At 62.4% G+C, this 23,526-nt stretch carries 21 protein-coding genes; 14 read left to right on the forward strand and 7 right to left on the reverse strand.

Going from position 1 to position 23,526, the window contains the following annotated elements:
- The first annotated feature begins 445 nt into the window (after positions 1 to 445).
- Positions 446 to 1,087, forward strand: a complete 642-nt coding sequence (cei, locus tag FHU29_RS14195) for an envelope integrity protein Cei (protein ID WP_064440388.1) — start codon at positions 446 to 448, stop codon at positions 1,085 to 1,087.
- Between the two features lie 8 nt (positions 1,088 to 1,095).
- Here the strand turns inward: cei and FHU29_RS14200 are convergent, their stop codons facing one another.
- Complete coding sequence (locus FHU29_RS14200) at positions 1,096 to 1,983, reverse strand: inositol monophosphatase family protein (protein ID WP_064440389.1); 888 nt, start codon at positions 1,981 to 1,983, stop codon at positions 1,096 to 1,098.
- A gap of 84 nt (positions 1,984 to 2,067) precedes the next feature.
- Between FHU29_RS14200 and ppgK the strand changes: the two genes are divergently transcribed.
- From ppgK to FHU29_RS14215, 3 genes are all read left to right on the forward strand, one after another.
- Positions 2,068 to 2,850 carry a polyphosphate--glucose phosphotransferase gene (ppgK, locus tag FHU29_RS14205; protein ID WP_064440390.1) on the forward strand — a complete coding sequence of 261 codons (783 nt, stop codon included), beginning with the start codon at positions 2,068 to 2,070 and terminating at the stop codon, positions 2,848 to 2,850.
- Positions 2,851 to 3,020: 170 nt separating this feature from the next.
- A complete protein-coding gene (locus FHU29_RS23285) occupies positions 3,021 to 4,532 on the forward strand; it encodes an RNA polymerase sigma factor (RefSeq protein WP_064440391.1) in 1,512 nt (503 codons plus the stop codon).
- Positions 4,533 to 4,728: 196 nt separating this feature from the next.
- Entirely contained in the window at positions 4,729 to 4,920 is a 192-nt protein-coding gene (locus tag FHU29_RS14215) for a DUF7455 domain-containing protein (RefSeq protein WP_041450962.1), read from the forward strand.
- 70 nt (positions 4,921 to 4,990) lie between these two features.
- Here FHU29_RS14215 and FHU29_RS14220 read toward each other — a convergent pair whose 3' ends face one another.
- A complete protein-coding gene (locus FHU29_RS14220; RefSeq protein ID WP_064440392.1) occupies positions 4,991 to 6,730 on the reverse strand; it encodes a DEAD/DEAH box helicase in 1,740 nt (579 codons plus the stop codon).
- Positions 6,731 to 6,971: 241 nt separating this feature from the next.
- On the opposite strand from FHU29_RS14220, the gene FHU29_RS14225 reads away from it, so the two are divergent.
- The gene (locus FHU29_RS14225; RefSeq protein ID WP_064440393.1) at positions 6,972 to 8,108 is read left to right on the forward strand and encodes a YihY/virulence factor BrkB family protein; all 1,137 of its coding nucleotides are present in this window, start codon (positions 6,972 to 6,974) and stop codon (positions 8,106 to 8,108) included.
- Positions 8,109 to 8,234: 126 nt separating this feature from the next.
- On the opposite strand, the gene FHU29_RS14230 is transcribed toward FHU29_RS14225, so the two are convergent.
- Positions 8,235 to 8,468, reverse strand: coding sequence for a DUF3039 domain-containing protein (locus FHU29_RS14230; protein ID WP_074390860.1), 234 nt, complete (start codon positions 8,466 to 8,468; stop codon positions 8,235 to 8,237).
- Positions 8,469 to 8,539: 71 nt separating this feature from the next.
- Here FHU29_RS14230 and FHU29_RS14235 point away from each other — a divergent pair, with 71 nt between their 5' ends.
- From FHU29_RS14235 to FHU29_RS14250, 4 genes are all read left to right on the forward strand, one after another.
- Positions 8,540 to 8,941, forward strand: coding sequence for a DUF3099 domain-containing protein (locus tag FHU29_RS14235; RefSeq protein ID WP_232322966.1), 402 nt, complete (start codon positions 8,540 to 8,542; stop codon positions 8,939 to 8,941).
- Positions 8,938 to 10,464: a N5-glutamine methyltransferase family protein gene (locus tag FHU29_RS14240; RefSeq protein WP_064440394.1), complete on the forward strand. Its 1,527-nt coding sequence runs from the start codon at positions 8,938 to 8,940 to the stop codon at positions 10,462 to 10,464. The genes FHU29_RS14235 and FHU29_RS14240 overlap by 4 nt, the downstream gene beginning before the upstream one ends.
- Positions 10,461 to 10,886: a D-aminoacyl-tRNA deacylase gene (gene dtd / locus FHU29_RS14245; protein WP_064440395.1), complete on the forward strand. Its 426-nt coding sequence runs from the start codon at positions 10,461 to 10,463 to the stop codon at positions 10,884 to 10,886. Before FHU29_RS14240 ends, dtd begins: the two co-directional genes overlap by 4 nt.
- A 181-nt stretch (positions 10,887 to 11,067) precedes the next feature.
- Entirely contained in the window at positions 11,068 to 12,051 is a 984-nt protein-coding gene (locus FHU29_RS14250) for a sigma-70 family RNA polymerase sigma factor (protein WP_064440396.1), read from the forward strand.
- 58 nt (positions 12,052 to 12,109) lie between these two features.
- Here FHU29_RS14250 and FHU29_RS14255 read toward each other — a convergent pair whose 3' ends face one another.
- Positions 12,110 to 14,806: a bifunctional acetate--CoA ligase family protein/GNAT family N-acetyltransferase gene (locus FHU29_RS14255; RefSeq protein WP_064440397.1), complete on the reverse strand. Its 2,697-nt coding sequence runs from the start codon at positions 14,804 to 14,806 to the stop codon at positions 12,110 to 12,112.
- Positions 14,790 to 16,046, reverse strand: a complete 1,257-nt coding sequence (locus FHU29_RS14260; RefSeq protein WP_064440398.1) for an acetoin utilization protein AcuC — start codon at positions 16,044 to 16,046, stop codon at positions 14,790 to 14,792. The genes FHU29_RS14255 and FHU29_RS14260 overlap by 17 nt, the downstream gene beginning before the upstream one ends.
- 173 nt (positions 16,047 to 16,219) lie before the next feature.
- Between FHU29_RS14260 and FHU29_RS14265 the strand changes: the two genes are divergently transcribed.
- Positions 16,220 to 16,906: an iron-dependent transcriptional repressor DtxR gene (locus FHU29_RS14265; RefSeq protein ID WP_064440399.1), complete on the forward strand. Its 687-nt coding sequence runs from the start codon at positions 16,220 to 16,222 to the stop codon at positions 16,904 to 16,906.
- Between the two features lie 3 nt (positions 16,907 to 16,909).
- Positions 16,910 to 17,908, forward strand: coding sequence for a UDP-glucose 4-epimerase GalE (gene galE, locus FHU29_RS14270; protein WP_064440400.1), 999 nt, complete (start codon positions 16,910 to 16,912; stop codon positions 17,906 to 17,908).
- Positions 17,909 to 17,910: 2 nt separating this feature from the next.
- On the opposite strand, the gene FHU29_RS14275 is transcribed toward galE, so the two are convergent.
- Together FHU29_RS14275 and FHU29_RS14280 are read right to left on the reverse strand one after the other, a co-directional pair.
- Positions 17,911 to 19,041 (reverse strand): DUF4192 domain-containing protein, encoded by a 1,131-nt coding sequence (locus FHU29_RS14275; protein WP_074390861.1) that lies wholly within the window; start codon positions 19,039 to 19,041, stop codon positions 17,911 to 17,913.
- Between the two features lie 150 nt (positions 19,042 to 19,191).
- Positions 19,192 to 19,977 (reverse strand): hypothetical protein, encoded by a 786-nt coding sequence (locus tag FHU29_RS14280; RefSeq protein ID WP_064440402.1) that lies wholly within the window; start codon positions 19,975 to 19,977, stop codon positions 19,192 to 19,194.
- Positions 19,978 to 20,475: 498 nt separating this feature from the next.
- Here FHU29_RS14280 and FHU29_RS14285 point away from each other — a divergent pair, with 498 nt between their 5' ends.
- The 3 genes from FHU29_RS14285 (at position 20,476) to FHU29_RS14295 (ending at position 23,508) form a co-directional block, all read left to right on the forward strand.
- Positions 20,476 to 21,438 carry a proteasome assembly chaperone family protein gene (locus FHU29_RS14285; protein WP_064440403.1) on the forward strand — a complete coding sequence of 321 codons (963 nt, stop codon included), beginning with the start codon at positions 20,476 to 20,478 and terminating at the stop codon, positions 21,436 to 21,438.
- 34 nt (positions 21,439 to 21,472) lie between these two features.
- Complete coding sequence (locus FHU29_RS14290; RefSeq protein ID WP_083962335.1) at positions 21,473 to 22,315, forward strand: transglutaminase-like domain-containing protein; 843 nt, start codon at positions 21,473 to 21,475, stop codon at positions 22,313 to 22,315.
- 176 nt (positions 22,316 to 22,491) lie between these two features.
- Positions 22,492 to 23,508 carry an alpha/beta fold hydrolase gene (locus tag FHU29_RS14295; protein ID WP_064440404.1) on the forward strand — a complete coding sequence of 339 codons (1,017 nt, stop codon included), beginning with the start codon at positions 22,492 to 22,494 and terminating at the stop codon, positions 23,506 to 23,508.
- Positions 23,509 to 23,526: the final 18 nt, after the last annotated feature.

Here is a 23,526-nt window from a genome sequence, read left to right on the forward strand (position 1 = left end):
ATATTCTCAATAACACGCCGCCGCGACCGGACATTTCCGGCCAGGCCCTCAAGAGGGACTGCTCCGGCAAGCGGGCACAGAGTACGTGTGCGGGTGGGTAACGTACCAGTCGGGCATTTTATGCCCGACCTCAGCGCCCTGTGGTTTGTGACATACCTCTCACATAGCGTGTCGTCGAGAACAACCAGCCGCCAGACAATAGCGAACCTACCCAGAATTCCGGCGGCAAACCGACAGGGTGCAACCAAATCTCTATTCTTCTGTACCCTTGCCCGCTTCCCCCGAGCGCTTTTCGTCGAAGGCTGCGGTGAGCCGCACCGCGACTCGTGTGATTTTCCGGCCTGTCGGCATGCCTCAATGCAGCCGGCCGCAGTCTAATGGCTAGACTCCCCCACAACGAACTGCGCTGCAGAGTTGTTCCGCTTGAGGAAGGACCCACCAGACTGTGGTCTCGCTGATCACCGAAGGGCACGCCACCGATCCACACGGCAAGCCGTACAGGCGCCGCCGGCCCCTGCCCATCCTCATCCTTGTAGCTGTGCTGGGCTTCGCGGCAGCGATCGTCTGGATTCAGGTTCTTTCTATTGAGAAAGCGCCCGTGAGCGCGATCGACTGCAATGATCCACCACCCGGCGCGCCGCCCCTCGGGGAACGATTTGCGCGATCTGAGATGGTGAAGGTTCCGCCCGCACCCTTGCCACAGACTCAGGTGCGGGTCTTCAACGCGAACGGCGAAGCCGGTCAGGCATCGGCGGTAGCGGCCCAACTCAGCGACCTCGGCTACGAGTCAGCTCCCGACGTCCAGGCTGGGAACGATCCCATTTACACGGATCAGAACCTTCAATGCCACGGCCAGATCAGGTTCGGACCTGGAGGTCTCGCTGCCGCGAGCACGTTGTGGCTGGCAGCCCCCTGCGTCGAACTCATCGAGGATGAGAGGGGCGACGCTACGGTCGATCTCGCACTTGGTACCTATTTCCGGAATATTTCACCGTCACCTGACGCTGAGCTTGCGCTCCAGCTGCTCCGCGGAGGCGACGGCCCTGAGAAGGAGACCATCGACCTGGCCCGCGCGGCACTTTGCTGAACGAGGTCCTACAGCGGCTCTAACGCCCCTTTGCCCTCCAGCAGGCTCAGGAACTCCGCCGCTATTCCTGGAGCCGCGGCAACGGTGACGTGCGTCGTCCCAGACTCCGTTGCCGCGGGTACACGGACCACGGCGCCAGCTTCGGTCGCGATCAGACTCCCTGCCGCCCAGTCCCACGGGTTCAGGCTGTGCTCATAGTGGGCGTCAACCTGCCCCGATGCCACCATGCACAGGTCCAGGGCCGCTGAGCCGATCCTGCGGATGTCGCGGACCACAGGGAGGATCGAAGCGACAAGTTCACCCTGCCTGCGACGGTGTTCCGCCGAATAGGAAAATCCCGTGGCGATGAGGGCGTGGCCCAGGCTGGTTTCCGCGCTGCAGCTGAGTGGCTCCGCGGCACCGCTGCTTCCCTGCCGGCGTGTCGCTCCCTGCCCTAGGGCGGCGGAATAGATCAGGTCCGCGGCGATGTCGATGACTGCGCCAGCCACCGACCGGCCGTCAATCTGCGCGGCAACGGACACCGCGTACGCACGGATGCCGTACATGAAGTTGACTGTCCCATCGATGGGATCGACCACCCACCGCACGCCGTCGGTCTCATTTGCGTCCCCACCGCCTTCCTCGCCAAGGATCGCGTCGTCAGGACGGTGCTTACGAAGCTGCTCGCGGATGAGCTGTTCCGATTCCGAATCAACGATGGTTACCGGGTCAGTAGGCGTGGATTTCGACTGCACGGCACCGGCCGCGGCACCCCCGCCGGGGACGCCAAACACTTCCGGCCGGCGTCGCCGTACGAACGCGGCAGCCTCCATAGCTACTTCCTCGGCCACAACACGGAGATCGGTTGCGAGGTCGGCGATGTTGCTCTGTTCCGGCACGCGTCTATCGCAGCACATGCGCGCCTTCCGCGCCACCGAGGGCGCTAAGGTGACACGAGGAACTAGCAGGTGCCGGCCAAACCGCAGCAAGGGGGCGCACTAATGCACACCGAGCCACAGACACCGTCCGTAGACAGCCCGCCTCCCCGGCTTGGCCTCGGTGTTGATATCGGCGGCAGCGGCGTCAAGGGCGCCGTAGTGAACCTGGAGACCGGAGTACTAGCCACCGAGCGCATCCGGATCGACACCCCTCAGCCCGCGACCCCGGAAGCGGTCGCAGCAACTGTTGCGGCGATCGTGAAGGAGTTCGATTGGGACGGACCCGTCGGCATCACTGTTCCCGCGGTCGTCAAACATGGCGTGACGTATAGCGCCGCAAACATCGACCCCACGTGGATCGGAACGGACGCTCGAGCACTCTTCACGGCTGAACTCGACGGGCGGAAGGTCACGGTCCTGAACGACGCTGATGCGGCGGGACTCGCCGAACAGAAGTTCGGATCTGGCCGCGACGAAAACGGCCTCGTCATCCTTCTGACTTTCGGGACAGGCATTGGTTCGGCGCTGCTCTACAACGGAACTCTGATCCCGAATAGCGAGCTGGGGCATCTGGAAGTCGGCGGGAAAAAGGCGGAGCACCGTGCCGCGGCGTCTGTACGTGAACGCAACAATCTGAGCTGGACGGACTGGGCTGCGGAGGTATCTACGGTGCTCAGCACCTATGATGCGCTCTTCTCCCCGGACCTCTTCATTGCGGGTGGCGGCGTGAGTAAAAAAAGTGACAAGTGGATCCCGCTCCTGACCACTCAAACGCGCATCATCCCAGCCCAGCTGCGTAACACCGCGGGAATCGTGGGCGGAGCCGTCGCCGCATATTCGGACTAATCGGGCTTTTTGGGAGCCTCAGCGCCGATCGCTCACTCGTCACTCGCGCAGGATCGTTACAATGGAACGCGGCCTGTTCACTGCGGGCCAATCCGAAGGACTTTCCGCCAGCACGGTTCTCCCGACGAACCTGGCTCAACGCCGCACGACGAAGTCACGAAAGGGCGTACGTGGCATCTACCGAAACCCCGGGCACTGCCGGCTCAGATTCCGACTCTGGGACTGGTGCAGTTACCGCTCCCCAGCGCACTGCAGCCCGCAAGGCCCCCGCTAAGAAGTCGCCAGCGAAGGCCGCCAAGCAGGCGACTGCCGCGAAGACTGCTCCTGAGCAAGCAGCCCAGGAGGAGGCACTGACTGCTGGCTCAGCACCTGCTGCCGAAAATGGCGCATCGGCCCCCGCTAAGACAGCTCGCCGGGCAGCCAAGAAGACAACACGTTCGGAAGGCGCTCCAAAGAAGGCGCCGCGCAAGACCACGCAGAAGCCTGCGCAGGCTGCAAAAGATCCCGCATCAGCCGATGGGGACGCCGAGGCCGAAGAGAATGGTCTTGCCGACATTGAGCCCGGTGAGGACCTGGCCGACGCTGAGATCGAACTCAGCGATGCCGAGCTCGACGCTTCTGACGCGGCGACTGCCGCGCAAGGTCGCCGCCGCCGCAGCCAAGCGCCAAATAAGGACGAGAAGGATCCGTCCGGGGACTTCGTCTGGGACGAGGAGGAGTCGGAAGCCCTGCGCCAGGCGCGCAAGGATGCCGAGCTCACCGCGTCCGCTGACTCCGTACGCGCCTACCTGAAGCAGATCGGCAAGGTTGCACTTCTCAACGCCGAGGAAGAAGTCGAACTCGCCAAGCGAATCGAAGCTGGCCTGTTCGCGGCAGAGAAGATGCGCCGATTCGCCGAGGCCGGTGAGAAGGTAGCGCCACCGCTGCGGCAGAACCTGAGCTGGGTGGTGCGAGATGGAAACCGTGCGAAGAACCATCTTCTCGAAGCAAACCTCCGGCTCGTTGTGTCGCTGGCAAAGCGATACACCGGCCGCGGAATGGCCTTCCTCGATCTGATTCAGGAAGGCAACCTGGGCCTGATCCGTGCAGTCGAGAAATTCGACTACACGAAGGGGTACAAATTCTCGACGTACGCCACGTGGTGGATCCGGCAGGCCATCACCCGGGCAATGGCCGATCAGGCTCGCACCATCCGTATACCGGTGCATATGGTCGAGGTCATCAACAAACTGGGCCGCATCCAGCGCGAACTTCTGCAGGATCTGGGCCGCGAGCCCACCCCTGAGGAACTCGCCAAGGAGATGGACATCTCCCCGGAGAAGGTCCTTGAGATTCAGCAGTACGCTCGCGAGCCGATTTCGCTCGATCAGACGATCGGCGACGAAGGGGACAGCCAGCTCGGCGACTTCATCGAAGATAGTGAAGCCGTTGTCGCTGTCGACGCCGTGAGCTTCACACTGCTGCAGGATCAGTTGCAGTCGGTGCTTGAAACCCTTTCTGAGCGCGAAGCCGGTGTTGTGCGGTTGCGATTCGGCTTGACAGACGGCCAGCCCCGCACACTGGACGAGATTGGCCAGGTGTATGGGGTGACCCGTGAGCGCATCCGGCAGATCGAGTCAAAAACCATGTCGAAGCTGCGTCACCCTAGCCGCAGCCAGGTGTTGCGCGACTACCTCGACTGATTTCCTGGTTAACGCCCGGACAACCATTGGTTGCCCGGGCGTTTACTGTTGCGTAAACCACATCCGGGCAGGATGCGGGAACAAGATGGTCGCCCCGTTCGTATATTCGGGTAAGGGATGCGGGTTATGGCCCTGAGCCACGGACTGACCGCGTGTCCACACACAGGGAGCCTCCGGGCACCGGAATGGAGGAGACATGACCGCAACAGCGACCACCGTCCGGCTAACTGCGACTGATCGCTGCGACCGGTGCAGCGCCCGTGCCCGGGTAATGGCGACACTCCCTTCGGGCGGCGAACTCCTCTTCTGCAACCATCACGCGAATGAGTTCCAGCCCAAGCTCACGGAGCTCGAAGCCATCGTCGCGGTAGCAGCAGACGACGACTAACGTCCCAATCCGTCGGAACCTTCAAAGTGGAGCCCCCAATCGGGGCTCCACTTTTTTCTTCCTGAACTGGCTACCAGTTGCGTAGCAGCGCGATCCTGTCGCGGATCTGCTCTGCGGTCGCCATAGCCGTGGGCGGTCCCCCGCATGTCCTGCGTAGCTCACCGTGGATCGTGCCATGCGTTTTACCAGTACGGTGGTGATGCAGTGCAACCAGCGTGTTCAATTCCCGCCGCAAGTGCGCGAGCTGCTCGGCGGTCGACTCGTTTCGCTCAGGCACGGGCCGAGCACCCTCCGGCTCTCGCACTGGCGCAGTTTCCTGGGCCCGCTTCTTGATCTGACCGCTCTGACGCTGCTGCAGCAGCGCGCGCATCTGATCAGCGTCGAGCAAACCGGGCAGCCCTAGATAGTCGGCCTCTTCATCGCTGCCCGCAAACGTCGCGGTGCCGAACGAAGAACCGTCGTAGATCACCTGATCTAGTTCGGCTTGCGCCCCGAGTGACGTGAAGGCTTTTTCGTCTTCCCCTGGTTCATCCTTCTGCTGGTTGGCCTGCGCAAGAAGTTCGTCGTCAAAGCCCTCTTTATCTCGGTGGGGCTTACCGAGCACGTGGTCGCGCTGCGCCTCGAGCTTGCTTGCCAAGTCGAGAAGGACTGGCACCGATGGCAGGAAGACACTCGCCGTCTCGCCTGGTGTCCGGAGCCGCACGAAGCGTCCGATGGCCTGCGCGAAATACAGTGGCGTCGAAGCGCTAGTGGCGTACACACCGACAGCGAGTCTGGGCACGTCAACACCCTCCGACACCATGCGGACCGCGACCATCCACATGTCGCCGCTCGCGTTGAACTCAGCGATGCGGCCTGATGATGCAGGGTCGTCCGACAGGACCAGGACAGGCTTCTCCCCTGTGATCTCCTCAAGTGCCTGCGCGTACGCACGGGCCATTGTTTGGTCGGACGCGATGACCAGTCCACCTGCGTCCGCCATGCCGCGTGCGCGTAACTGACCGAGTCGAGTGTGTGCCGCCGAAAGCACGGAGGGGATCCAGTCTCCGTTCGGGTCGAGGGCGGTGCGCCACGCCCGGGCGGTTTGTTCCGCATTAAGCGGCTCCCCGAGCCGCGCAGCGAACTCCTCGCCTGCATTGTTCCGCCACCGGGCTTCACCCGAGTAGGCAAGAAACACCACTGGACGCACCACGCCGTCACTTAGAGCATCTGAGTAGCCGTAGGTATGGTCGGCCTTCGATCGCGAGAGACCACCACCCTCCGGTTCATAGATCACGAAAGGGATGGGACTGTCGTCGCTGCGAAACGGTGTTCCGGTGAGCGCGAGGCGCCGCGTCGCATCCGAGAAGGCCTCGTGCAAGGCCTCACCCCAGCTTTTCGCGTCCCCCGCGTGGTGAATCTCATCGAGGATCACCAGCGTCTTGCGGTTTTCCGTGCGGACGCGATGCTTGAACGGATGCGACGCGACCTGCGCGTAGGTAACAGCGACGCCGTGGTAGTCACGCGAGGTCTGCCCGGTCGAGTTGCTGAACCTCGAATCGATCGAGATCCCGAGTCTGTGCGCAGCTTCTGCCCACTGATGCTTCAAATGCTCTGTGGGCGCGACGATCGTGATCTGGTCAACTGTGCGGTCCTCAAGCAGTTCAGCCGCAACGCGCAGGGCGAAGGTGGTTTTACCCGCACCAGGCGTTGCCACGGCGAGGAAGTCCCGGGGCTTGGTTGCCAGGTACTTCGTCAGAGCGCGCCGCTGCCAGGCACGCAGCGTCACCACTGACGCTCTGACGCCGGACTGCACCGTTTCAGCCTGCACACAAACTCCTTGTCAGATCGCACTTTCGCCGCAGACTCTGCGCGGCAGCCATGTTGCACGCTAGCCGCAGCGCCGCACAGAGAACGAACATGGTCTCATCACGTGGGCACCACCACACTCGCGTGCTGGGCGGGACGCTAGCGCGACCCATATTATTTCACCGGACCGCCTATCCCCCGCCGCAGACACGACAGACCGCTTCCCCGCCCTGCTCCGGCCCGTCGAGCATCCTAGAGAGGCCATGAGCGAACAAGAAACGCCAACACGCGGTGACCGCCCCGCCCGGGCCCACCGCTGGCACCCGATCCGCCGCACCGGCCAGGTCATCGGGCGCACGACGGTGAAGGCATGGGACGACTCGATCTTTTCCCACTCCGCCACCGCTGCATTCTGGCAGGTGCTTTCGCTCCCGCCCCTCTTCCTCGGAGTGCTCGGGATGCTCGGTTACGTCGGCGACTGGTTCGGGCCGAACACGATCGACATCATTGAGGGCAAGATCATCACTTTTAGTGGCGCAGTGTTCAATGAGAGCGTCGTTGACCAGATCATCCAGCCCACAGTCAACGATGTGCTCGTCCGCGGCCGCCTTGAGTTCGTGTCCGTGGGCTTCGTGCTGTCGCTGTGGGCGGGTTCCTCAGCGATTTCCGCATTCGTCGACGCAATCGTGGAGGCGCACGGCCAGAACGAGCATCGCCATCCGGTGTGGCAGCGCCTTTTCGCGCTGCTCCTCTACGTCGTGTTTCTGTTCCTCGCGGTCTTCACCATGCCACTCGTTGCGCTCGGACCTGCGCTGATCATGGACCTCATTCCTGATTCGTGGGATCAGCTCGGTTCGGAGATGGTGCGCACGTTCTACTACCCGGCGGTTGCGGTTCTGCTGCTGTTTGGCCTGACCACGCTCTATAAGGTCGCGCTGCCCCGCAGCTTGCCGTGGCACAGGTTACTCGCGGGCGCGATCCTCGCCGGTGCAGTCTTCTACGCGGCCAGTACGGGCCTGCGCGTATACCTCGGTGCAGTCACGCGAACCGGCTACACGTATGGCGCACTGGCAACGCCGATCGCGTTCCTGCTTTTCGCGTTTTCCCTCGGCTTTGCCATCATGCTGGGCGCCGAGTTCAATGCGACGATCCAGGAGATCTGGCCGGCACGCGCGACACGAATCGAACAGGTGAGGCGGTGGCTCGCGAACCAGGCGCAGGCAGCGTCGGAGCGTCCCGACGAACAACGGCCCGTCACGTCTCAGTTGCTGCGGCTTGCGTCGGGATCGATCAGAGTGGTCACCGATCAGCCGGCCAGTGAGCTGCGCAGCCACCATGGCAGACACGAAGCTGATCCGGCTGATGACGACGAAGTGGTGGAACAGCTCAAAAAACCCTAGGGCGTTCCCGTATGGGGCGCACCGGCGAGGCAAGCGCGCCTTGCCCACCTCTGAGCGACAAACTTACTCGGGAATCGCGATTGTCGCTCAGAGGTGGGCCAACAGAACTCGAGCCAGGTGGTCCAGCTATTGCGAGCGCATACGCTCGTAGATCTTTTTGCACTCCGGGCACACTGGCGATCCGGGTTTGGGTGACCGTGTTACGGGGAATACTTCTCCGCATAACGCCACGACGTAGTTTCCTGTCACAGCACTTTCTGTAATCTTGTCCTTACGCACGTAGTGGAAGAACTTGGGTACATCGTCGCCGGTTGTCTCGTCCGTCCGCGTATCGGGACGTTCCTTGGTTTCGGTGCTCACATTTCAATAATGCCGTACTCGGATTCGAGGCCGAAGTGGCTTCGTTCTCACCGGAGTGGGAGAGTAGAAGCATGACGAATCATCCGCGCAGTTCCCAGGGCGGATTCTTCACCGGGGACGAATCCACGGCGAAGGCATTTGGCAAGCCTTCCAAACCGTTGCTGATCACGGGCGCAACAGAGTCGTTCGAACAGCAGCACCGGGCCAGAGTGCGGAAATACACGATTCTCATGTCGTTCCGCATCCCCGCTTTGATACTTGCGGCGATCGCCTACTCGGTCACGGGCACTGGCTGGGTCCCCCTCCTCATCGTTGCGCTGTCGATCCCTCTTCCATGGGTCGCTGTTCTCATCGCCAACGACCGTCCGCCTCGGCGGAAAGGTGAACCAGACCGCTACGACGCGCGCAGGCGCGCCATCAAAGAGGAGCAGCGCGCGATCGAACAGCAAAAGCACGAGACAATCGACGGGTGACGCACGACAACACCACTGCGGTCTGGACCACGCTGCGCGAAATCTTTGAGAGCATCAGCTTCACTGCCGACGGCGTGATCGAGGTCCTAGGCGACTCCGGCCTCGCTGCGCTCGACCGGGGCGAGCCGGGAGCAGTCCGCCGATACTGCCGTGATGCCGGGCAACTCGGGTTGCTGATCAGGTACTTCATGCTCGGCGATCCGCTGCCCGCAGACGATGTCGTGCACGCCCTCGCCCCGCTTAGTGCGAGTGAGCTGATTCATGCGGGCCTTTTCGCGCCGAACGAGGCGGGGGTTGCGGAATCACCAGTCGATATCCGTCCACTCGACACCGGCAGCGGTACGCGGTGGATCGTGTCGGACTTCGACGCGTCGATGAGCGATCGTGAACTGAGTACGGACCACGTCCTCGGCGTCGGTGCAGCTTCCCTGTCTCTTCTGAGGGCAACCCCGACATGGCCCGCAGAGCGAGTCCTCGATCTTGGCACTGGCTGCGGGATTCAGGCAGTCCACGCGGCAACCTACGCGGGCTCGGTCATCGCCACCGACATCAGTGCCCGCTCGCTGCGTCTCGCTGAAGCAACATTCGCGCTCAACAACATCGATGTCGACATGCGCGCTGGCTCATGGTTCGACCCCGTCGAGGGTGAGCTCTTCGATCAGATCGTCGCGAATCCGCCCTTCGTAGTCAGCGGACCGTCCGTGGAACTCACCTACCGAGATTCGGGTCTGGAGCTCGACGGTGCGAGCGCTTTGGTGGTCCAGAAGAGCGTCGAGCATCTGCGCCCCGGCGGCACTGCCGCTCTGCTCGCATCCTGGGTACATCAAGAGGGCGCTGATTGGCGTGCCCGTGTAGCGTCCTGGCTGCCAGACGAGGGTGTAGACGCTTGGTTCGTGCAGCGGGACATCGCCGACAAGGATCTCTATGTCTCCACCTGGCTCCGTGATACCGACGTTGACCTGCGCACTCCAGCAGGGATCGCTCGCCAGGAACAGTGGCTGACACATCTCGACCATGCAGGGGTCGATGCGATCGGTTTCGGGTTCGTCTTCCTCCGGCGAACCGACGCACCTTCCGACATTCTTTGCGAGGACCTGCGCCACTCGTTCGACGACCCTCTCGGCAACGAAGCTTCTCAATATCTGCAGCGTGTCGCGTGGCTGCGAACACATGACCTGCTGGCCGCACGTCTGGCCCTGAACCCCAGTAGCGCACTCGAACGAGTTTCGGTGCCGGGGGCAGACGGCTGGGATTCAGTGGTGACACGCATTCACCGCACGGAAGGTCCTCGCTGGCAGCACGAGATAGACGATCTCGGTGTGATGCTGCTATCGGGTCTGCGCGGCGATGAGGGCCTGCCCTTCGGCGACGTGCTCGAACTGCTTGCGGCCACCACTGACGAGCCTTCGGAGGAAATAGTCGCCAGCGGCCTCGCGCTCGCGGAAGCGCTAATCCGGCACGGCATCGTTCTCCCTGCCGAAATGCGGAACCGCTTTTCCTCAAACCAAGATGGAGCCGCATGATCGCCGTCATTTCCCGTGTCACTCGAGCGTCTGTGACCGTGGCGGGCGACGTGGTAGGCGAAATTCAGTCACCTGGTTTGCTGGTACTGCTCGGTGTGGCACGCGACGACGGGCCGGCGCAGGTTTCGATCATGGCGCGCAAGATCGCCGAACTGCGAATACTCCGCGACGAGAAATGCGCGCTCGACATCGGGGCGCCGATCTTGCTGGTGAGCCAGTTCACGCTACTGGGAAACACGAAGAAGGGCCGCCGTCCATCCTGGGTCGCCGCCGCGGCACCGGACGAAGCTTCGCAGCGTTACAGCGAAGTCTCCCAGGCGCTGCAGGCACAGGGCCTGAAAGTCGAGCATGGGGAGTTTGGCGCCGACATGGCGGTCGAGTCTGTCAACGACGGGCCGTTTACCGTACTCGTGCACACCTGAGTCGCTCAGCTCCGCAACTAGCCAGTAACTTTGGTTCCCCCGAGGGCGCCATTCTCAGCAACTTCTCAGTTCCGTGGAAGATCAACGCAGGTCAGCGTCGCCGCACGCGAGAACGCCCGGGAACTATTTCCGGGGTGCCGGCCGTTGTTGTTATGTACGGCAACCGATGAGGAGGCACGCAATGACCAGCCCCGCGACCACTCGCCGCAGGAATGGAGCTACGGATCTCACCGCAGCTGAGCTTGATTCGCAAAGCCCCGCCGCTGACCTCGTTCGTGTCTATCTCAATGGTATCGGGCGCACAGCACTCCTGACGGCCGCGGACGAAGTAGAGCTGGCGAAGCGCATCGAAGCAGGCCTCTACGCGACACATATTCTGCAGACTGCACCGAAGCTGACTCCTGCGAAGAAGCGGGATCTCGCCTACATCGTGCGTGACGGGCAGAAGGCGCGCAGCCATCTGCTCGAAGCGAACCTCCGTCTCGTCGTCTCACTAGCGAAGCGATACACCGGCCGCGGAATGCCATTGCTGGATCTCATCCAGGAAGGCAACCTCGGGCTAATTCGTGCGATGGAGAAGTTCGATTACGCGAAGGGCTTCAAGTTCTCGACATACGCAACGTGGTGGATCCGGCAGGCCATCACCCGTGGCATGGCCGATCAGAGCCGCACCATCCGGCTCCCAGTACACCTTGTCGAGCAGGTCAACAAGCTCGCTCGCATCAAGCGTGAGCTGCATCAGCAACTCGGGCGCGAAGCCACAGAAGCAGAACTCGCGCGGGAATCTGGAATCCCGCAGGAGAAGATCCAGGATCTCCTCGACCACAGCCGCGATCCAGTGAGTCTCGATATGCCCGTCGGAAATGACGAAGAGGCTCCGCTTGGCGACTTCATCGAGGACTCCGATGCGACTGACGCGGAGACCGCAGTGATCACCAGACTGCTGCACAGCGACATCCGCACGGTGCTCGCAACCCTCGATGAGCGGGAGCGCCAGGTCATCACATTCCGCTATGGGTTAGAGGATGGCCAGCCTCGCACACTCGATCAGATCGGCCGGATCTTCGGCCTCTCACGCGAGCGGGTCCGCCAGATCGAACGCGAAGTGATGACGAAGCTGCGCCAGGGCGATCGCGCGGAGAAGCTGCGCGGCTACGCGTCATAAGCACATGTTCACGGCGCGGGACAGACTTGTCGGGAGTCTGGCCCGCGCCTTCGTTTCTCTATCGCAGGCGCCGCGCACCCGCTGCGTTATCGAGGTCAAGGTAAGCGACCTCCCTGCCGATGCGTATTTGGGCACCGATGACAGACGCCTCGTCCGGTGCCGCGAGCACCGGGTGAAACAGCAGTTCCCGCACCTCCGGCAGATCGACCGCGAGCGCCGACACACGCTGAGCCAGTTCGACGAGTGCAGCTTTGTCCGCCGGCGGCGCACCACGGATACCGTCGAGCAGCGGCGAGGCTTTCGGCGCATTGATGAGGGCGCTGGCTGCTTCTTCGGTGAGCGGCGGCACCTGATACGCGCGGTCGCCGACTAATTCGGAGATCACGCCCGCGAGCCCAAAAGTGATGAGGGTGCCGAATGAAGGGTCATCCTGGAGGCCCAGCGTGCAGCCGATACCTTTCGCAGCCATCTTTTGCACCCGCACCATAGACGAACCAGTGATCTCGGAAATTGCTTCATACGCCAGGCGCACCGAGGTTTCCCTCGTGAGATCAAGGCGAACCCCAAGCAGATCAGTTCGGTACTGCCACTGCTCGCCGACCGCTTTGACGGCGACGGGAAAACCCAGTTCAGCTGCGGCCGCGATTGCCTCGTCCGGACTATGGACGTCGCGGAACTGGACAACCTCGATTCCGTAGCATTCGAGCAGGCGGTTGGTTTCCTCGTCAGTGAGCCAGCGGTGACCTGAGACCGGCAGCCAGCTCCGGATCATGTCTCGGGCCTTGTCAGGGTCCATCCGCTCCGGTCGCACGACTTTCGATATCGGCTGACTCCGCCACCGCGAGTACCGCCATGCGCGCGCGAGCGCCGTCACAGCCCGCTCGGGGCCAGGGTACGAGGGTACGGAACCGCGCAGCGGCGCACCGCTGTCATCAAGAACAGCGAGTTCGTTTGGGATGCCTTCGCTGCCCAGGAAGGTTGTCAGCAATGGTTTTGCCGCTCCCCTCGCCGTTTCGCGCAGCGCTGCCGCGTACGGCTCCGCTGGCACCGCGACGGGCGGTACGAAAACCGCGATTACAGCGTCGACGTCATCGGCCCCTAGGGCCGCGGAGATCGCGCTCGCAAATTCGGAGGGCGTTGCGTGCGGTCCGACGTCAACCGGGTCTGCAGCGTCGAGTCCTTCACCGCGCGCCGCGTCGACGGTGAGGACGCCGAGAGCAGTCGAGTTCCCGACCACGGCCACGCGCGGCCCGCCCGGCAGCGGCTGGTAGCCGAACAACAACGCGCAGTCGAAAAGGTCGGAGATACTCGCGACCTGCACAACGCCAGTTTGTTCGAACAGGGCCGACACGCTCGACTCATCAAGCGCGACGCCCGTTGCGGCCAGCGCGAACGGTGCAGCATGTCGCCCACTTTTCACGGCGACAACCGGCTTGCTTCGAGCGACGCGACGAGCGATGCGGGAAAACTTCCGAGGGTTACCGAAGCTTTCCAGGTACAGCAGGACCACGTCGGTTTCAGGATCAGAATCCCAGTATTGGAGCAGGTCGTTTCCCGAGAGGTCGGCGCGGTTTCCCGCTGAGACGAAGGTGGACAACCCGAGCTGGCGGCGCCGCGCGGTATCAAGGATTGCGATGCCGAGAGCGCCGGACTGGCAGAAGAACCCGATTCGCCCCCGCGGGGGCAAGATGGGCACCAGGGACGCATTCATCGCGACAGCTGGGTCAGTGTTGGCAACGCCGAGCGCGTTCGGGCCGATGACGCGCATCCCGTGCGCTCGCGCCGACTGCACGAGGCGACGTTCAGCCTCGACACCATCGAGGCTGGCCTCACTGAACCCCGCCGACACGACTACCAGCGCTTTGACTCGTTTCGCGAGGCAATCGTCAAGCACTTCATCGATGGCGGGCGCTGGCACGGCAACCACGGCGAGATCCACCTCATCCGGGATATCGCGCACCGTCGGATAGGCGCGCACGCCTCGAACAGACACCCGGTCCGGATGGACAGGAAACACCGGACCTGTGAACCCCGCGGCAAGCAGGTTCTGCAGAACCGCGCCACCCACTTTCGACGGATCGGTCGATGCGCCGATGACGGCGATCGACCCTGGGTGCAGCACGTTGCGGACGCTGCGCGCCTCCGACATGCGTTCCCGCGAATCACGGACGGTGAAACGCGCCTCTGTTGGATCGATGTCGAACGCCAGGTGGGCGATGCTCCCGTCGTAGCTGCGTGAGACTTCATATCCAGCTTCTTTGAACACCGCGATCATGCCGCGGTTCTCCGCAAGCACTTCAGCCTCGAACCGCGTTATGCCGTTCTGTGCTGCCGCGTCGGCGAGGTGCTCGAGCAGAATCGAACCAAGACCTCGGCCCTGGTGTGCATCGGCAATGACGAAAGCTACCTCAGCGGATTTGTCAGTCCCCGAGTAGTGGAGGCTTTCGTACAGGCCGACGCCGATGATGTCATCACCGAGTATGAGTACGAACGAGACGCGATCGCGATGGTCGACGTTCGTGAAATGCTTGACGTCGCGATCAGACATTCGCGGGTACGGACCAAAGTAGCGAAGGTAGCGTGTCCGCTCTGAAAGGCCCGCGTGGAAACGGACAAGCGCATCGCTGTCAGCGGGAGTGATTGGGCGCAGGTGTACCACGCCACCGTCAGAGGCGAGAACGTCCGCTTCCCAGCTGACCGGATAAGACGGTGGTGGTTTGTGATTTCCGGGGAGGTTCTCAGTCACGTGGGTCATCCGGGTCGAGGCCAAGCAGCGGGAAAACTGCACGACGGGTTTCGAGAATTGCGGTATCAATTCGCGCTAGTTCACGTTCGGCGCTCGGGGGCCCGGTAACCGGCGCGACCACGGAGCCGCTCCACCGGTCAAATTCCACTCTGCCCTCATCGCCCATTCGCTCCGGTGGTCTGATGTCGGGCGCGAAACGCCTGGCCCGCTCTTTCCACGAGTCCGGTACCGCCGTCGCGGGATCGACATCGATCCCAGCGGCGAGCGCGATGAGATGCGTCCACGATCGTGGCACCACGCGGATCAGCCCGTATCCTCCGCCACCGACCGCGAGCCACCTTCCCTCACAACATTCGTCCGCGAGGTCGCGCATGGCGCGGAATGCGAGCCGCTGGCCGTCGACTGTAAGTGCGAGGTCGGCGAGGGGGTCCTCGCGGTGCGTGTCCGCGCCGCACTGGCTCACGATGATTTGTGGCTCAAAGGCCCTGATGGCGCCGGGGACGATCGCATGGAATGCACGTAGCCAAAGTGAATCCGGAGTACCCGGCAGCATGGGCACATTGATCGATGTCCCCTCGGCCGCTCCGTCGCCCAATTCCGCTGGCCATCCGGTTCCCGGCCACAGGGTGGCGGGATGCTGATGCAGTGAAATCGTCATAACCCTCGGGTCGTCGTAGAACGCGTGCTGGACGCCATCCCCGTGGTGAACATCGACATCGATGTACGCGATCCTGCTGTATCCATGCTCGAGCAGCCAGGAGATCGCGATCGCACAGTCGTTGTAAATGCAGAAGCCGGCGGCATAGTTGGGCATCGCATGGTGCATACCGCCCGCGATAGACACGACCCGCCGCGCCTGGCCTGACTGAATCTGCTGTGCGGCGGCCAGCGTGCCGCCAGCGACGATCATGCCTGCGTCATGCATCGCTGGGAAAACTGGATTGTCATCATTGCCGAGCCCGTGCGCCAGGCCGATGACCCGGTTCTCCCGGTGCATGCCCGAATCTGGCGCCGACACTTTCTGCACGGCAGCGAGATATGCGGGCGTGTGGATTCGGAGCAACTCTTGCTCCGAGGAACGATCCGGACGGATTATTTCGCTTTCCGCCAGAATTCCAAGGGACTCAGCCAATTCGATTGTCAGCTCAAGGCGGAGCGGGTTCATCGGGTGCGAATCGCTGAGCCGGTAGCTGAGGAACTCCGGCGTCCAGATGACGCTGTGCGGAACGGGTTCCGGGTGCTGCCTCATAGTCCTCCACGCTACTGCGCACTCGGGAATTGTGTGGCTTTCCGCACTGTTTCGCTGGGGGCACGACACGTGCACACGGCCTCCGTTAGCGGCACGTTGCGGCCCCAGGGCACCAGGAGCCCCCAGGAAGGTTGTGGTGAAGGTAAACTCGCGTTCGACAGAGGGGTGTGAGAGTGAGAGAACTAGTTGACACGACGGAGATGTACCTCCGGACCGTCTACGAACTTGAGGAAGAGGGCGTGGTGCCGCTGCGCGCCCGCATTGCCGAGCGTCTAGAACAGAGTGGCCCAACTGTTAGTCAGACAGTCGCGCGTATGGAGCGTGATGGACTTCTGTCCGTCGCGGGAGATCGCCATCTCGAACTCACGCCCAAAGGGCGGGAACTCGCCGTCGCGGTCATGCGCAAGCACCGGCTGGCTGAACGGCTGCTCGTCGATGTCATTGGCCTGAGTTGGGAAAATGTGCATGCTGAGGCTTGCCGCTGGGAACACGTGATGAGCGAAGATGTGGAGCGGCGCCTCGTCTCGGTGCTGAACCATCCCACTACGTCTCCGTATGGCAACCCCATCCCCGGGCTTGAGATGCTCGGCCTCGATCTGCCATTAGAGCAGGAGCCCGCACTAATCAGGCTGTCGGATATTCCGCAAGGCACGCCAGCGCATGTGATGATCCGGCGGCTCGCGGAACACGTCCAGGTCGACACCGAGTTGATCGCCAGGCTTCGCCACGCCGGTGTGGTCCCGAATGCTCGCATCACAGCGCAGGCATATCCGGGTGGAATCCGTATCACCACGCCAGGTCATGAGGGTCTCGACATCGCTGATGACATGGCGCACGCAATCCAGGTGGAGAAGGTCTAGCCTGTGAATCTCCTCGTCACTGGCGGTGCCGGTTACGTAGGCAGCGTCTGCGCCACCGTGCTCCTAGAGCGGGGACATCGCGTTGTTGTCGTCGATGACTTGTCGACGGGAAACCGGGAAGCGGTACCCGAGGGTGCCGTATTCGTGGAAGCGGATGCGGGCCAGGCCGCCGACGAGATCTTGAGTGGCGGATGTGGCGGCGGCCCCTTCGAAGGTGTGCTTCACTTCGCGGCGAGGTCACTGGTCGGTGAGTCGGTCACCGAACCTGACCTCTACTGGCACGGAAATGTCGTCACCACATTGTCGATTCTCGATGCGATGCGCCGCCATTCAGTGCCCCGCCTGGTGTTCTCGTCGACCGCCGCAACCTACGGCGAACCTCCCACCGTACCGATCACGGAGGACTGTCCCACACAACCGACCAACCCCTACGGCGCTTCGAAGCTCGCCATCGACCATGCGATTACTTCGTACTGCAAAGCCTACGGGCTCGGTGCTACCAGCCTGCGCTACTTCAACGTTGCTGGGGCGTACCGCTCCGCTGGTGAGAATCGCGTCGTCGAGACGCACTTAATCCCGTTGATTTTGCAGGTAGCGATGGGTTTCCGGGAGAGCATCTCAGTGTTCGGTTCCGACTGGGAGACACGTGACGGTACGGCGGTACGGGACTACATTCACGTTCTGGATCTTGCTGAGGCTCACCTCCTGGCACTTGACGCATCCCAGCCCGGCAGGCATGGCATCTATAACCTCGGCTCGGGCGAAGGGTTCACCGTTCGTGAGGTTATCGAAGCATGCCGCCGCGTGACCGGTCGTCCCATTCCCGCGAAAGATGCTCCACGCAGGCCCGGTGACCCAGCCGTGCTTGTCGCGTCGAGTGACCGCGCGATTACAGAGCTGGGCTGGTCGCCGACACATACAGCGATCGACAAGATCGTCAGCGATGCGTGGGAGTTCACTCAGCAACTCGGCGATCGCGCACACGCCGCGCGGGCCTCCTAGCGTCACCCACGTGGACCGGGATCCAAGTCTGCCTCCGCCAGGGGCGGGAGTACCACACCGATATCCGCGGCGAGTTCCCAGCCGATAGTTGCGATCTCAGCGACGTGCTGCGGCGGGAAGCCCACGCAGAGCGCCGATAAGAGCATGTTCGCCATTTTGTGGTCGGGTTCCGTTTCGAGAGCAATATCAAATGCTGCCCCGGCACGCGTACCTTCACCGCGGACGTAAGCGGAGTATCCGAGCAGAACAGCAGCCTCCGCGCGGGCTGGCGGAGGCAGGGTGCGAGTCAGATCTAGCCAGAAGTGCTCGGCCTCGTTAGCAGAGTCGGTGAGGGCGAGTGTGAACAAACAGTCGCGGACAGGCACGCGCAGGAGAGCTTCTCCGAACTTTGCATACTCGGCATCGTCGAAACATGCTCCGGATGCCATCGCAGCAATTGCCGAAAGCAACGTGTGGAGCCGGTCGCTGTCCGTGTCCGACCGCACTCTGCGCGCCCCCTCGCCCGGGACTGAGATCATTTGGTCAATCCTGCGCATTCGGGCGCCATCAGCAGTATCCAGTTCGGCGATCATGTCGGCGCGGCTGCGCTGAATCACGCGCCCCGCAACAACGAGTTCCGCTGCCACCTCAGAATCGCGCGGATCGGTGAGCCACCCCGCGTCTTCCACCGGAAAATGACTGAACCAGCGCTCGCCTGCCTCGATACGCGCTGTCATGTACGCCGCGCCTACGGAGATCCCGGCTTCCTCAAGTCCCGCGCAGATCCAGGAGGCGAACTCCGCCTTCACAAGAGGTGCAACGGTGCTGACAACAGTGATGAGTACTGTCTCAACTTCGTTTCGATAGCAGAATTCACGGAACGAGGCGAGCATTCTTTCGACTGATTCCCAGTCTGGGGTGCCACCGGTCTCCAGAGGGATGTCGGCGCGGACAAAGCCCTTCATGTCTGTGTTGCGCGGACCACCCATGCAGATCACCACCACGGATTCCTCTGGGTAGTACCCCAGCAACGCCGGCAGGGCACTCAGCAGCTCACTCGGGTGGGTTAACCGAACATGGGGACGCGCACGGCGGGAGGAACTGCCACGCTGGGCGGAGCCTGATTCTGCTGGCTGCAGGTGATGGGATGTCATGGACACAGCATGCTGGCGCCACGGGCACCGCAACATGCCCAGCCCTGGGAATGTGGACAACCCACCAACCTGTGGACAACTCGCGCCAACGGTGAAGGCACGGCGCTCAACTGTCAGCGCCTCGTGCTAGTGGGCGAGAGCTTCGCTGCTCTACCCGGCCGTGGCTGACCGGACTCGCTCTACCGCGTTCATGAAGAGCACGTGAAGAAGAGTGCTGTCAGGATCACCGTCGGCGTACTGCGCACCGATGGCCATGATGCGGTAATCATCAATCTGAGCGGCAAGGACTAGCTGCGTGCTGCTGGCACCGATGTCAGCCCGGCTGACGGTCCGTGAGTACGCGAGCGTGTCATCCCCATTCACTGTGGGCGGCGGAAGCAACTTCGTACTTATGTCAGTGACACTCCCAGAGGTATCGACTGCCTTCGCGAACCGGCATTCTGCGAGCAGATCTTCCACTGCGGCGAGTGGCTCGTCTGTCTTGCTCAACACAAAATTGAGTGAGGAGGCGCCATCGTACGCAGTGGCCGTACGCACGACCACGGATTCATCAGGCGCGCCCACCATACAGTCGTGTGGCGTGAGCACAGTCCCCCGTGGCGCCCCCGCGAGTGACGCGAGAACCCGCTGCGCCGCCGGTCCGCTGCGGTCACTCATGACATAAGGATCTGGGAACGATGACACAGGCAGCATGAGTGCCCACAATTCTGGAGCTTCCGGGTGTGCATCATCAAGCTGAACGAACTGGATTCTGTCTGTATTCAGCGGCACCTCGACAGAGGTGCCGTGTGGTCCCTCGCCATTGTGCGATGGGCTCGGCTGTGCTGCCGCGCCGGCGCCTGCGGTGAGCGACGCAACCGAAACGATCAGTGTCACACCGGCTGCGGCCCTAGCGAAGCGCAGACTAGCGCGAGCGAATCGTGGAATCGAACTCATGACCCTCTACCCCTTCCGAATCACCGAGTTACGCCCGGCTGCCCGGAGCCAATTGACTCTGGTGCTGCACAGACCACCTAGTGGTTCTGCCTGCTCACGAAACGGAACCGGCGGTTCGCGGAAGTAACACGGCACAAGGCAGCATTACCAGCGCACTCCCCTTTACGCGCTTTACTGCTCACCGAATACCACTGCCGTGCAGTCACTTCCGCTTGCTCCCTCAGACCTTGATCTTATCGGCCGTAGCAGCACCAAACTCAGACAAACTAGGCTCCAGCCTTGTCATGCGTCGTCTCGAATTGGTTGCAATTGGATCTCTAACCGACGGCTCCGAATCCGTGGAAACATCTGAGCCCCGTCGTGCGTTCTATCAGGTAGCAGGTCGAGTGCCGAGTGGAACTTGAGGCACCGAGTGCGAGATACTGCCGGGGCACGCGGCAGCGCTTGGATGCGCTGCCGCGCGTTATCTGGCACAGGGTCCGAAAGGGGGCATACGGTATGGATGATCAGGCACGGATCTATGAGCTCGAGTTCCCAAGCCCGCACATCGAGGTCAGCGACGATACGACGCTGGTGCTCGTCCACGGGCTCGAAGGATTCGCCGACGCTGGGCAGGCAGTACGACTGGCAACTGACCACCTGCGGCAAAGCCTCGAAACAGAACTCGTTGCGTCGTTTTCCGTAGACGACCTGGTTGACTACCGCTCACGCCGCCCACCGATGACGTTCACGTCGGACCATTTCTCCAGCTACCAGGCGCCAGAGCTCAGCCTGTACGCCGCCAAGGACAACAACGGCGTACCGTTCCTGCTGCTTAGCGGAATGGAACCAGATTTCAAGTGGGAGAAGTTCACCTCGGCTGTGCGGCTGCTCGCCGAACAATTCGGAGTGACCCGCAGTGTGGGTCTGTCCGCCATCCCGATGGCGACGCCGCATACGCGGCCGCTGGGAGTCATTGGGCATTCCTCCAACCCTGGCGCGGTGCCGGCCGAGCAGCGCCTGGGCACCGAGGTTCAGGTACCTGGCAGCGCTTCGGCGCTGCTGGAATACCGGATGGGACAGCATGGCTTCGATGCCCGTGGCTTCTCCGTCCATGTGCCGCATTATCTGGCGCAGTCACCGTATCCCGCAGCTGCGGTAACGCTGCTCAAGCACCTCAGTGACGTGAGTGGGCTTTCCGTTCCTCTCGCCGCTCTCGAGGAGGCTGCCGCGGATGTGACCCGGCAGGTCGAAGAGCAGGTTGAGGCAAGCCCCGAGGCGGTTGCGGTGGTGCGTGCGCTTGAACAGCAGTACGACATCGGGGCCCGGCAATCGGAGGAAACCAATCTCCTGGCCCTCGACGGGGATTTGCCGTCAGGCGATGAACTCGGCGCGCAGTTCGAGCAGTTCCTCGCCGAACAGAACGCCGAGAGCGACGATGCGGACGGTACCAATCCCGATGACGACGATCGCCTCGAGTAGCGCGATCAGGCCCTAGGCCTCACAGTAGGTGATTGTGAGCGCATATTTGCAGCAGCCTGGTCAGCACGGGGTACAGCGTCGCGATGTGTACTCGCGGATCGAAATGGAGGTTCAGCAGCCTGCGCGAATCTTCGCTCAGGTTGCGGTCGCCGAACATCCCGGTGCGGAACTGACCGAGAAGCTGGTCATCACACGAGACGGGTACCCCCTCGAGCCGCAAGTCATTCAGACCCCGCACCGTGGGCGGCTGCATCGGTTCCGTTCCCAGCCTGGGCACGTCGTGATCGAGTATTCAGCGTCGATCACCGGCCAGGCTGACACGGTCACCGCCGAACCACTCGACGATGCTCTGTATCTGCGCCCGAGCAGATACGCGGAATCGGACGAGTTGCTCGCCAAGGCTTATGAAGAGTTCACCGGCGTGAAAGAGCCGCGTGAAATTTTCAGCGCCATCACCGAATGGGTCTCAACGCACCTGAGCTATGTGCCTGGGAGTAGCGGGCCCTCCGATGGCGCTGGCAGCACGCTCCTGCATCGTCAGGGTGTCTGCCGCGACTATGCGCATCTCACCACAGCGCTCTTGCGTGCGCTCGACGTGCCCGCCCGGGTTGTCGGAGTCTACGCGCCCGGCATTAGCCCGATGGACTTTCATGCTGTCACCGAGGCGCTTGTCGATGGTGAATGGATCGTTGCCGACTCGACTCGGCTCGGCCCCCGCCAGAGCATGGTCCGGATGGTCACTGGCCGTGACGCGGCGGACACTGCATTTCTGTCGACGTACGAAGGCTTCGTCGACCTGAAATCAACGCGCATACTCGCCACCGTCGATGGCAACCTCCCCGTTGACGACCACACAGCCACAATGCAGCTCACGTAAACCGCCAAAACCGGCAAAACCGGCCGCACCTGGCGTCACACCACCGCAACGGAGCTGGAACACAGTGTTACACCGCCCGAAGTTGTAAATCGGGCACAACGCGCTACCGTGTGAAGTGCTCCGTGCCGTACAGCCGCGTTGGTCCGGCCTGTGCAGCCCAACGAGGAGGAGGACCTGTGGCCGCCCTGCCCTTTCGCGCTCTGCGACCGGTTCCCGATGCGGAACCGACTGTGTCGTACCGCGTTATCCACGGTTACCGCCGCGCCTACCGGATCGCTGGCAGCGGACCCGCAATTCTGCTTCTCCACGGTATTGGCGACAACTCGTCGACGTGGACCGACATCATCCCGCACCTCGCAAAGTCGTTCACCGTTATCGCCCCTGACCTTCTAGGCCATGGGCTTTCGGACAAGCCGCGCGCAGATTATTCGATCGCTGCGTACGCGAATGGCATGCGTGATCTGCTCTCGGTTCTGGAGATTGACCGCGTCACCGTCATCGGCCATTCGCTCGGTGGTGGCGTCGCCATGCAGTTCACCTATCAGTATCCGCAGCTCGTAGAACGACTCATCCTGGTCGGGGCGGGTGGGATCACACGCGATGTGAGCCCCCTGCTCAGGCTGGTGTCGCTGCCGGGAGCCGCCAAACTGATTGAGATCTTCCGTCTCCCCGGAATCGTGTACGCGGTTGGCGCGCTCGGCAAAGCGCTCAAGCCAATGAGCCCACATTTCCACGACACTCCGGACTTGCTGCGGATACTTTCGGATCTGCCGGATCCCGTGAACCGAGCCGCATTCTTACGGACTCTGCGTTCAGTTGTTGACTGGCGGGGGCAGGTCGTCACCGGACTTGACCGCTGTTATCTCGCCGAAGCGATGCCTGTTCAGATCATCTGGGGTGAGCATGACAACGTCATTCCGGTCGCTCACGCCCACCTCGCGCACGCCGCAATGCCGGGTTCCCGCCTTGAGATCTTCAAGAGTTCCGCGCATTTTCCCTTCCATGACGATCCCATGCGGTTTCTGTCGATCGTCGAGGAGTTCATCGCATCCACAGCTCCTCACACATTCGATGATGTGCGCTGGAAGCGGCTCCTCAACCGCGGGATCAGCGATTCGTCAATCATCGGCAACTCATGGACCCGTTCCGCCGTTTTCCACGCGATGGGCAGTTCCGAGCGAAGCGCGACGTAAGCTCCGAAGCAGCTAGCC

It is taken from the genome of Hoyosella altamirensis (genome assembly GCF_014191505.1).
Lineage (GTDB): Bacteria > Actinomycetota > Actinomycetes > Mycobacteriales > Mycobacteriaceae > Hoyosella > Hoyosella altamirensis.

What these genes read in the sequence shown, in the direction of transcription:
- FHU29_RS14200 (WP_064440389.1), bottom strand. Translation starts at nt 1,983, where the DNA reads ATGTGCTGCGATAGACGCGTGCCGGAACAGAGCAACATCGCCGACCTC.
- ppgK (WP_064440390.1), top strand. Translation starts at nt 2,068, where the DNA reads ATGCACACCGAGCCACAGACACCGTCCGTAGACAGCCCGCCTCCCCGG.
- FHU29_RS14215 (WP_041450962.1), top strand. Translation starts at nt 4,729, where the DNA reads ATGACCGCAACAGCGACCACCGTCCGGCTAACTGCGACTGATCGCTGC.
- FHU29_RS14225 (WP_064440393.1), top strand. Translation starts at nt 6,972, where the DNA reads ATGAGCGAACAAGAAACGCCAACACGCGGTGACCGCCCCGCCCGGGCC.
- FHU29_RS14235 (WP_232322966.1), top strand. Translation starts at nt 8,540, where the DNA reads ATGACGAATCATCCGCGCAGTTCCCAGGGCGGATTCTTCACCGGGGAC.
- dtd (WP_064440395.1), top strand. Translation starts at nt 10,461, where the DNA reads ATGATCGCCGTCATTTCCCGTGTCACTCGAGCGTCTGTGACCGTGGCG.
- FHU29_RS14250 (WP_064440396.1), top strand. Translation starts at nt 11,068, where the DNA reads ATGACCAGCCCCGCGACCACTCGCCGCAGGAATGGAGCTACGGATCTC.
- FHU29_RS14255 (WP_064440397.1), bottom strand. Translation starts at nt 14,806, where the DNA reads ATGACCCACGTGACTGAGAACCTCCCCGGAAATCACAAACCACCACCG.
- FHU29_RS14260 (WP_064440398.1), bottom strand. Translation starts at nt 16,046, where the DNA reads ATGAGGCAGCACCCGGAACCCGTTCCGCACAGCGTCATCTGGACGCCG.
- FHU29_RS14275 (WP_074390861.1), bottom strand. Translation starts at nt 19,041, where the DNA reads ATGACATCCCATCACCTGCAGCCAGCAGAATCAGGCTCCGCCCAGCGT.
- FHU29_RS14280 (WP_064440402.1), bottom strand. Translation starts at nt 19,977, where the DNA reads ATGAGTTCGATTCCACGATTCGCTCGCGCTAGTCTGCGCTTCGCTAGG.
- FHU29_RS14285 (WP_064440403.1), top strand. Translation starts at nt 20,476, where the DNA reads ATGGATGATCAGGCACGGATCTATGAGCTCGAGTTCCCAAGCCCGCAC.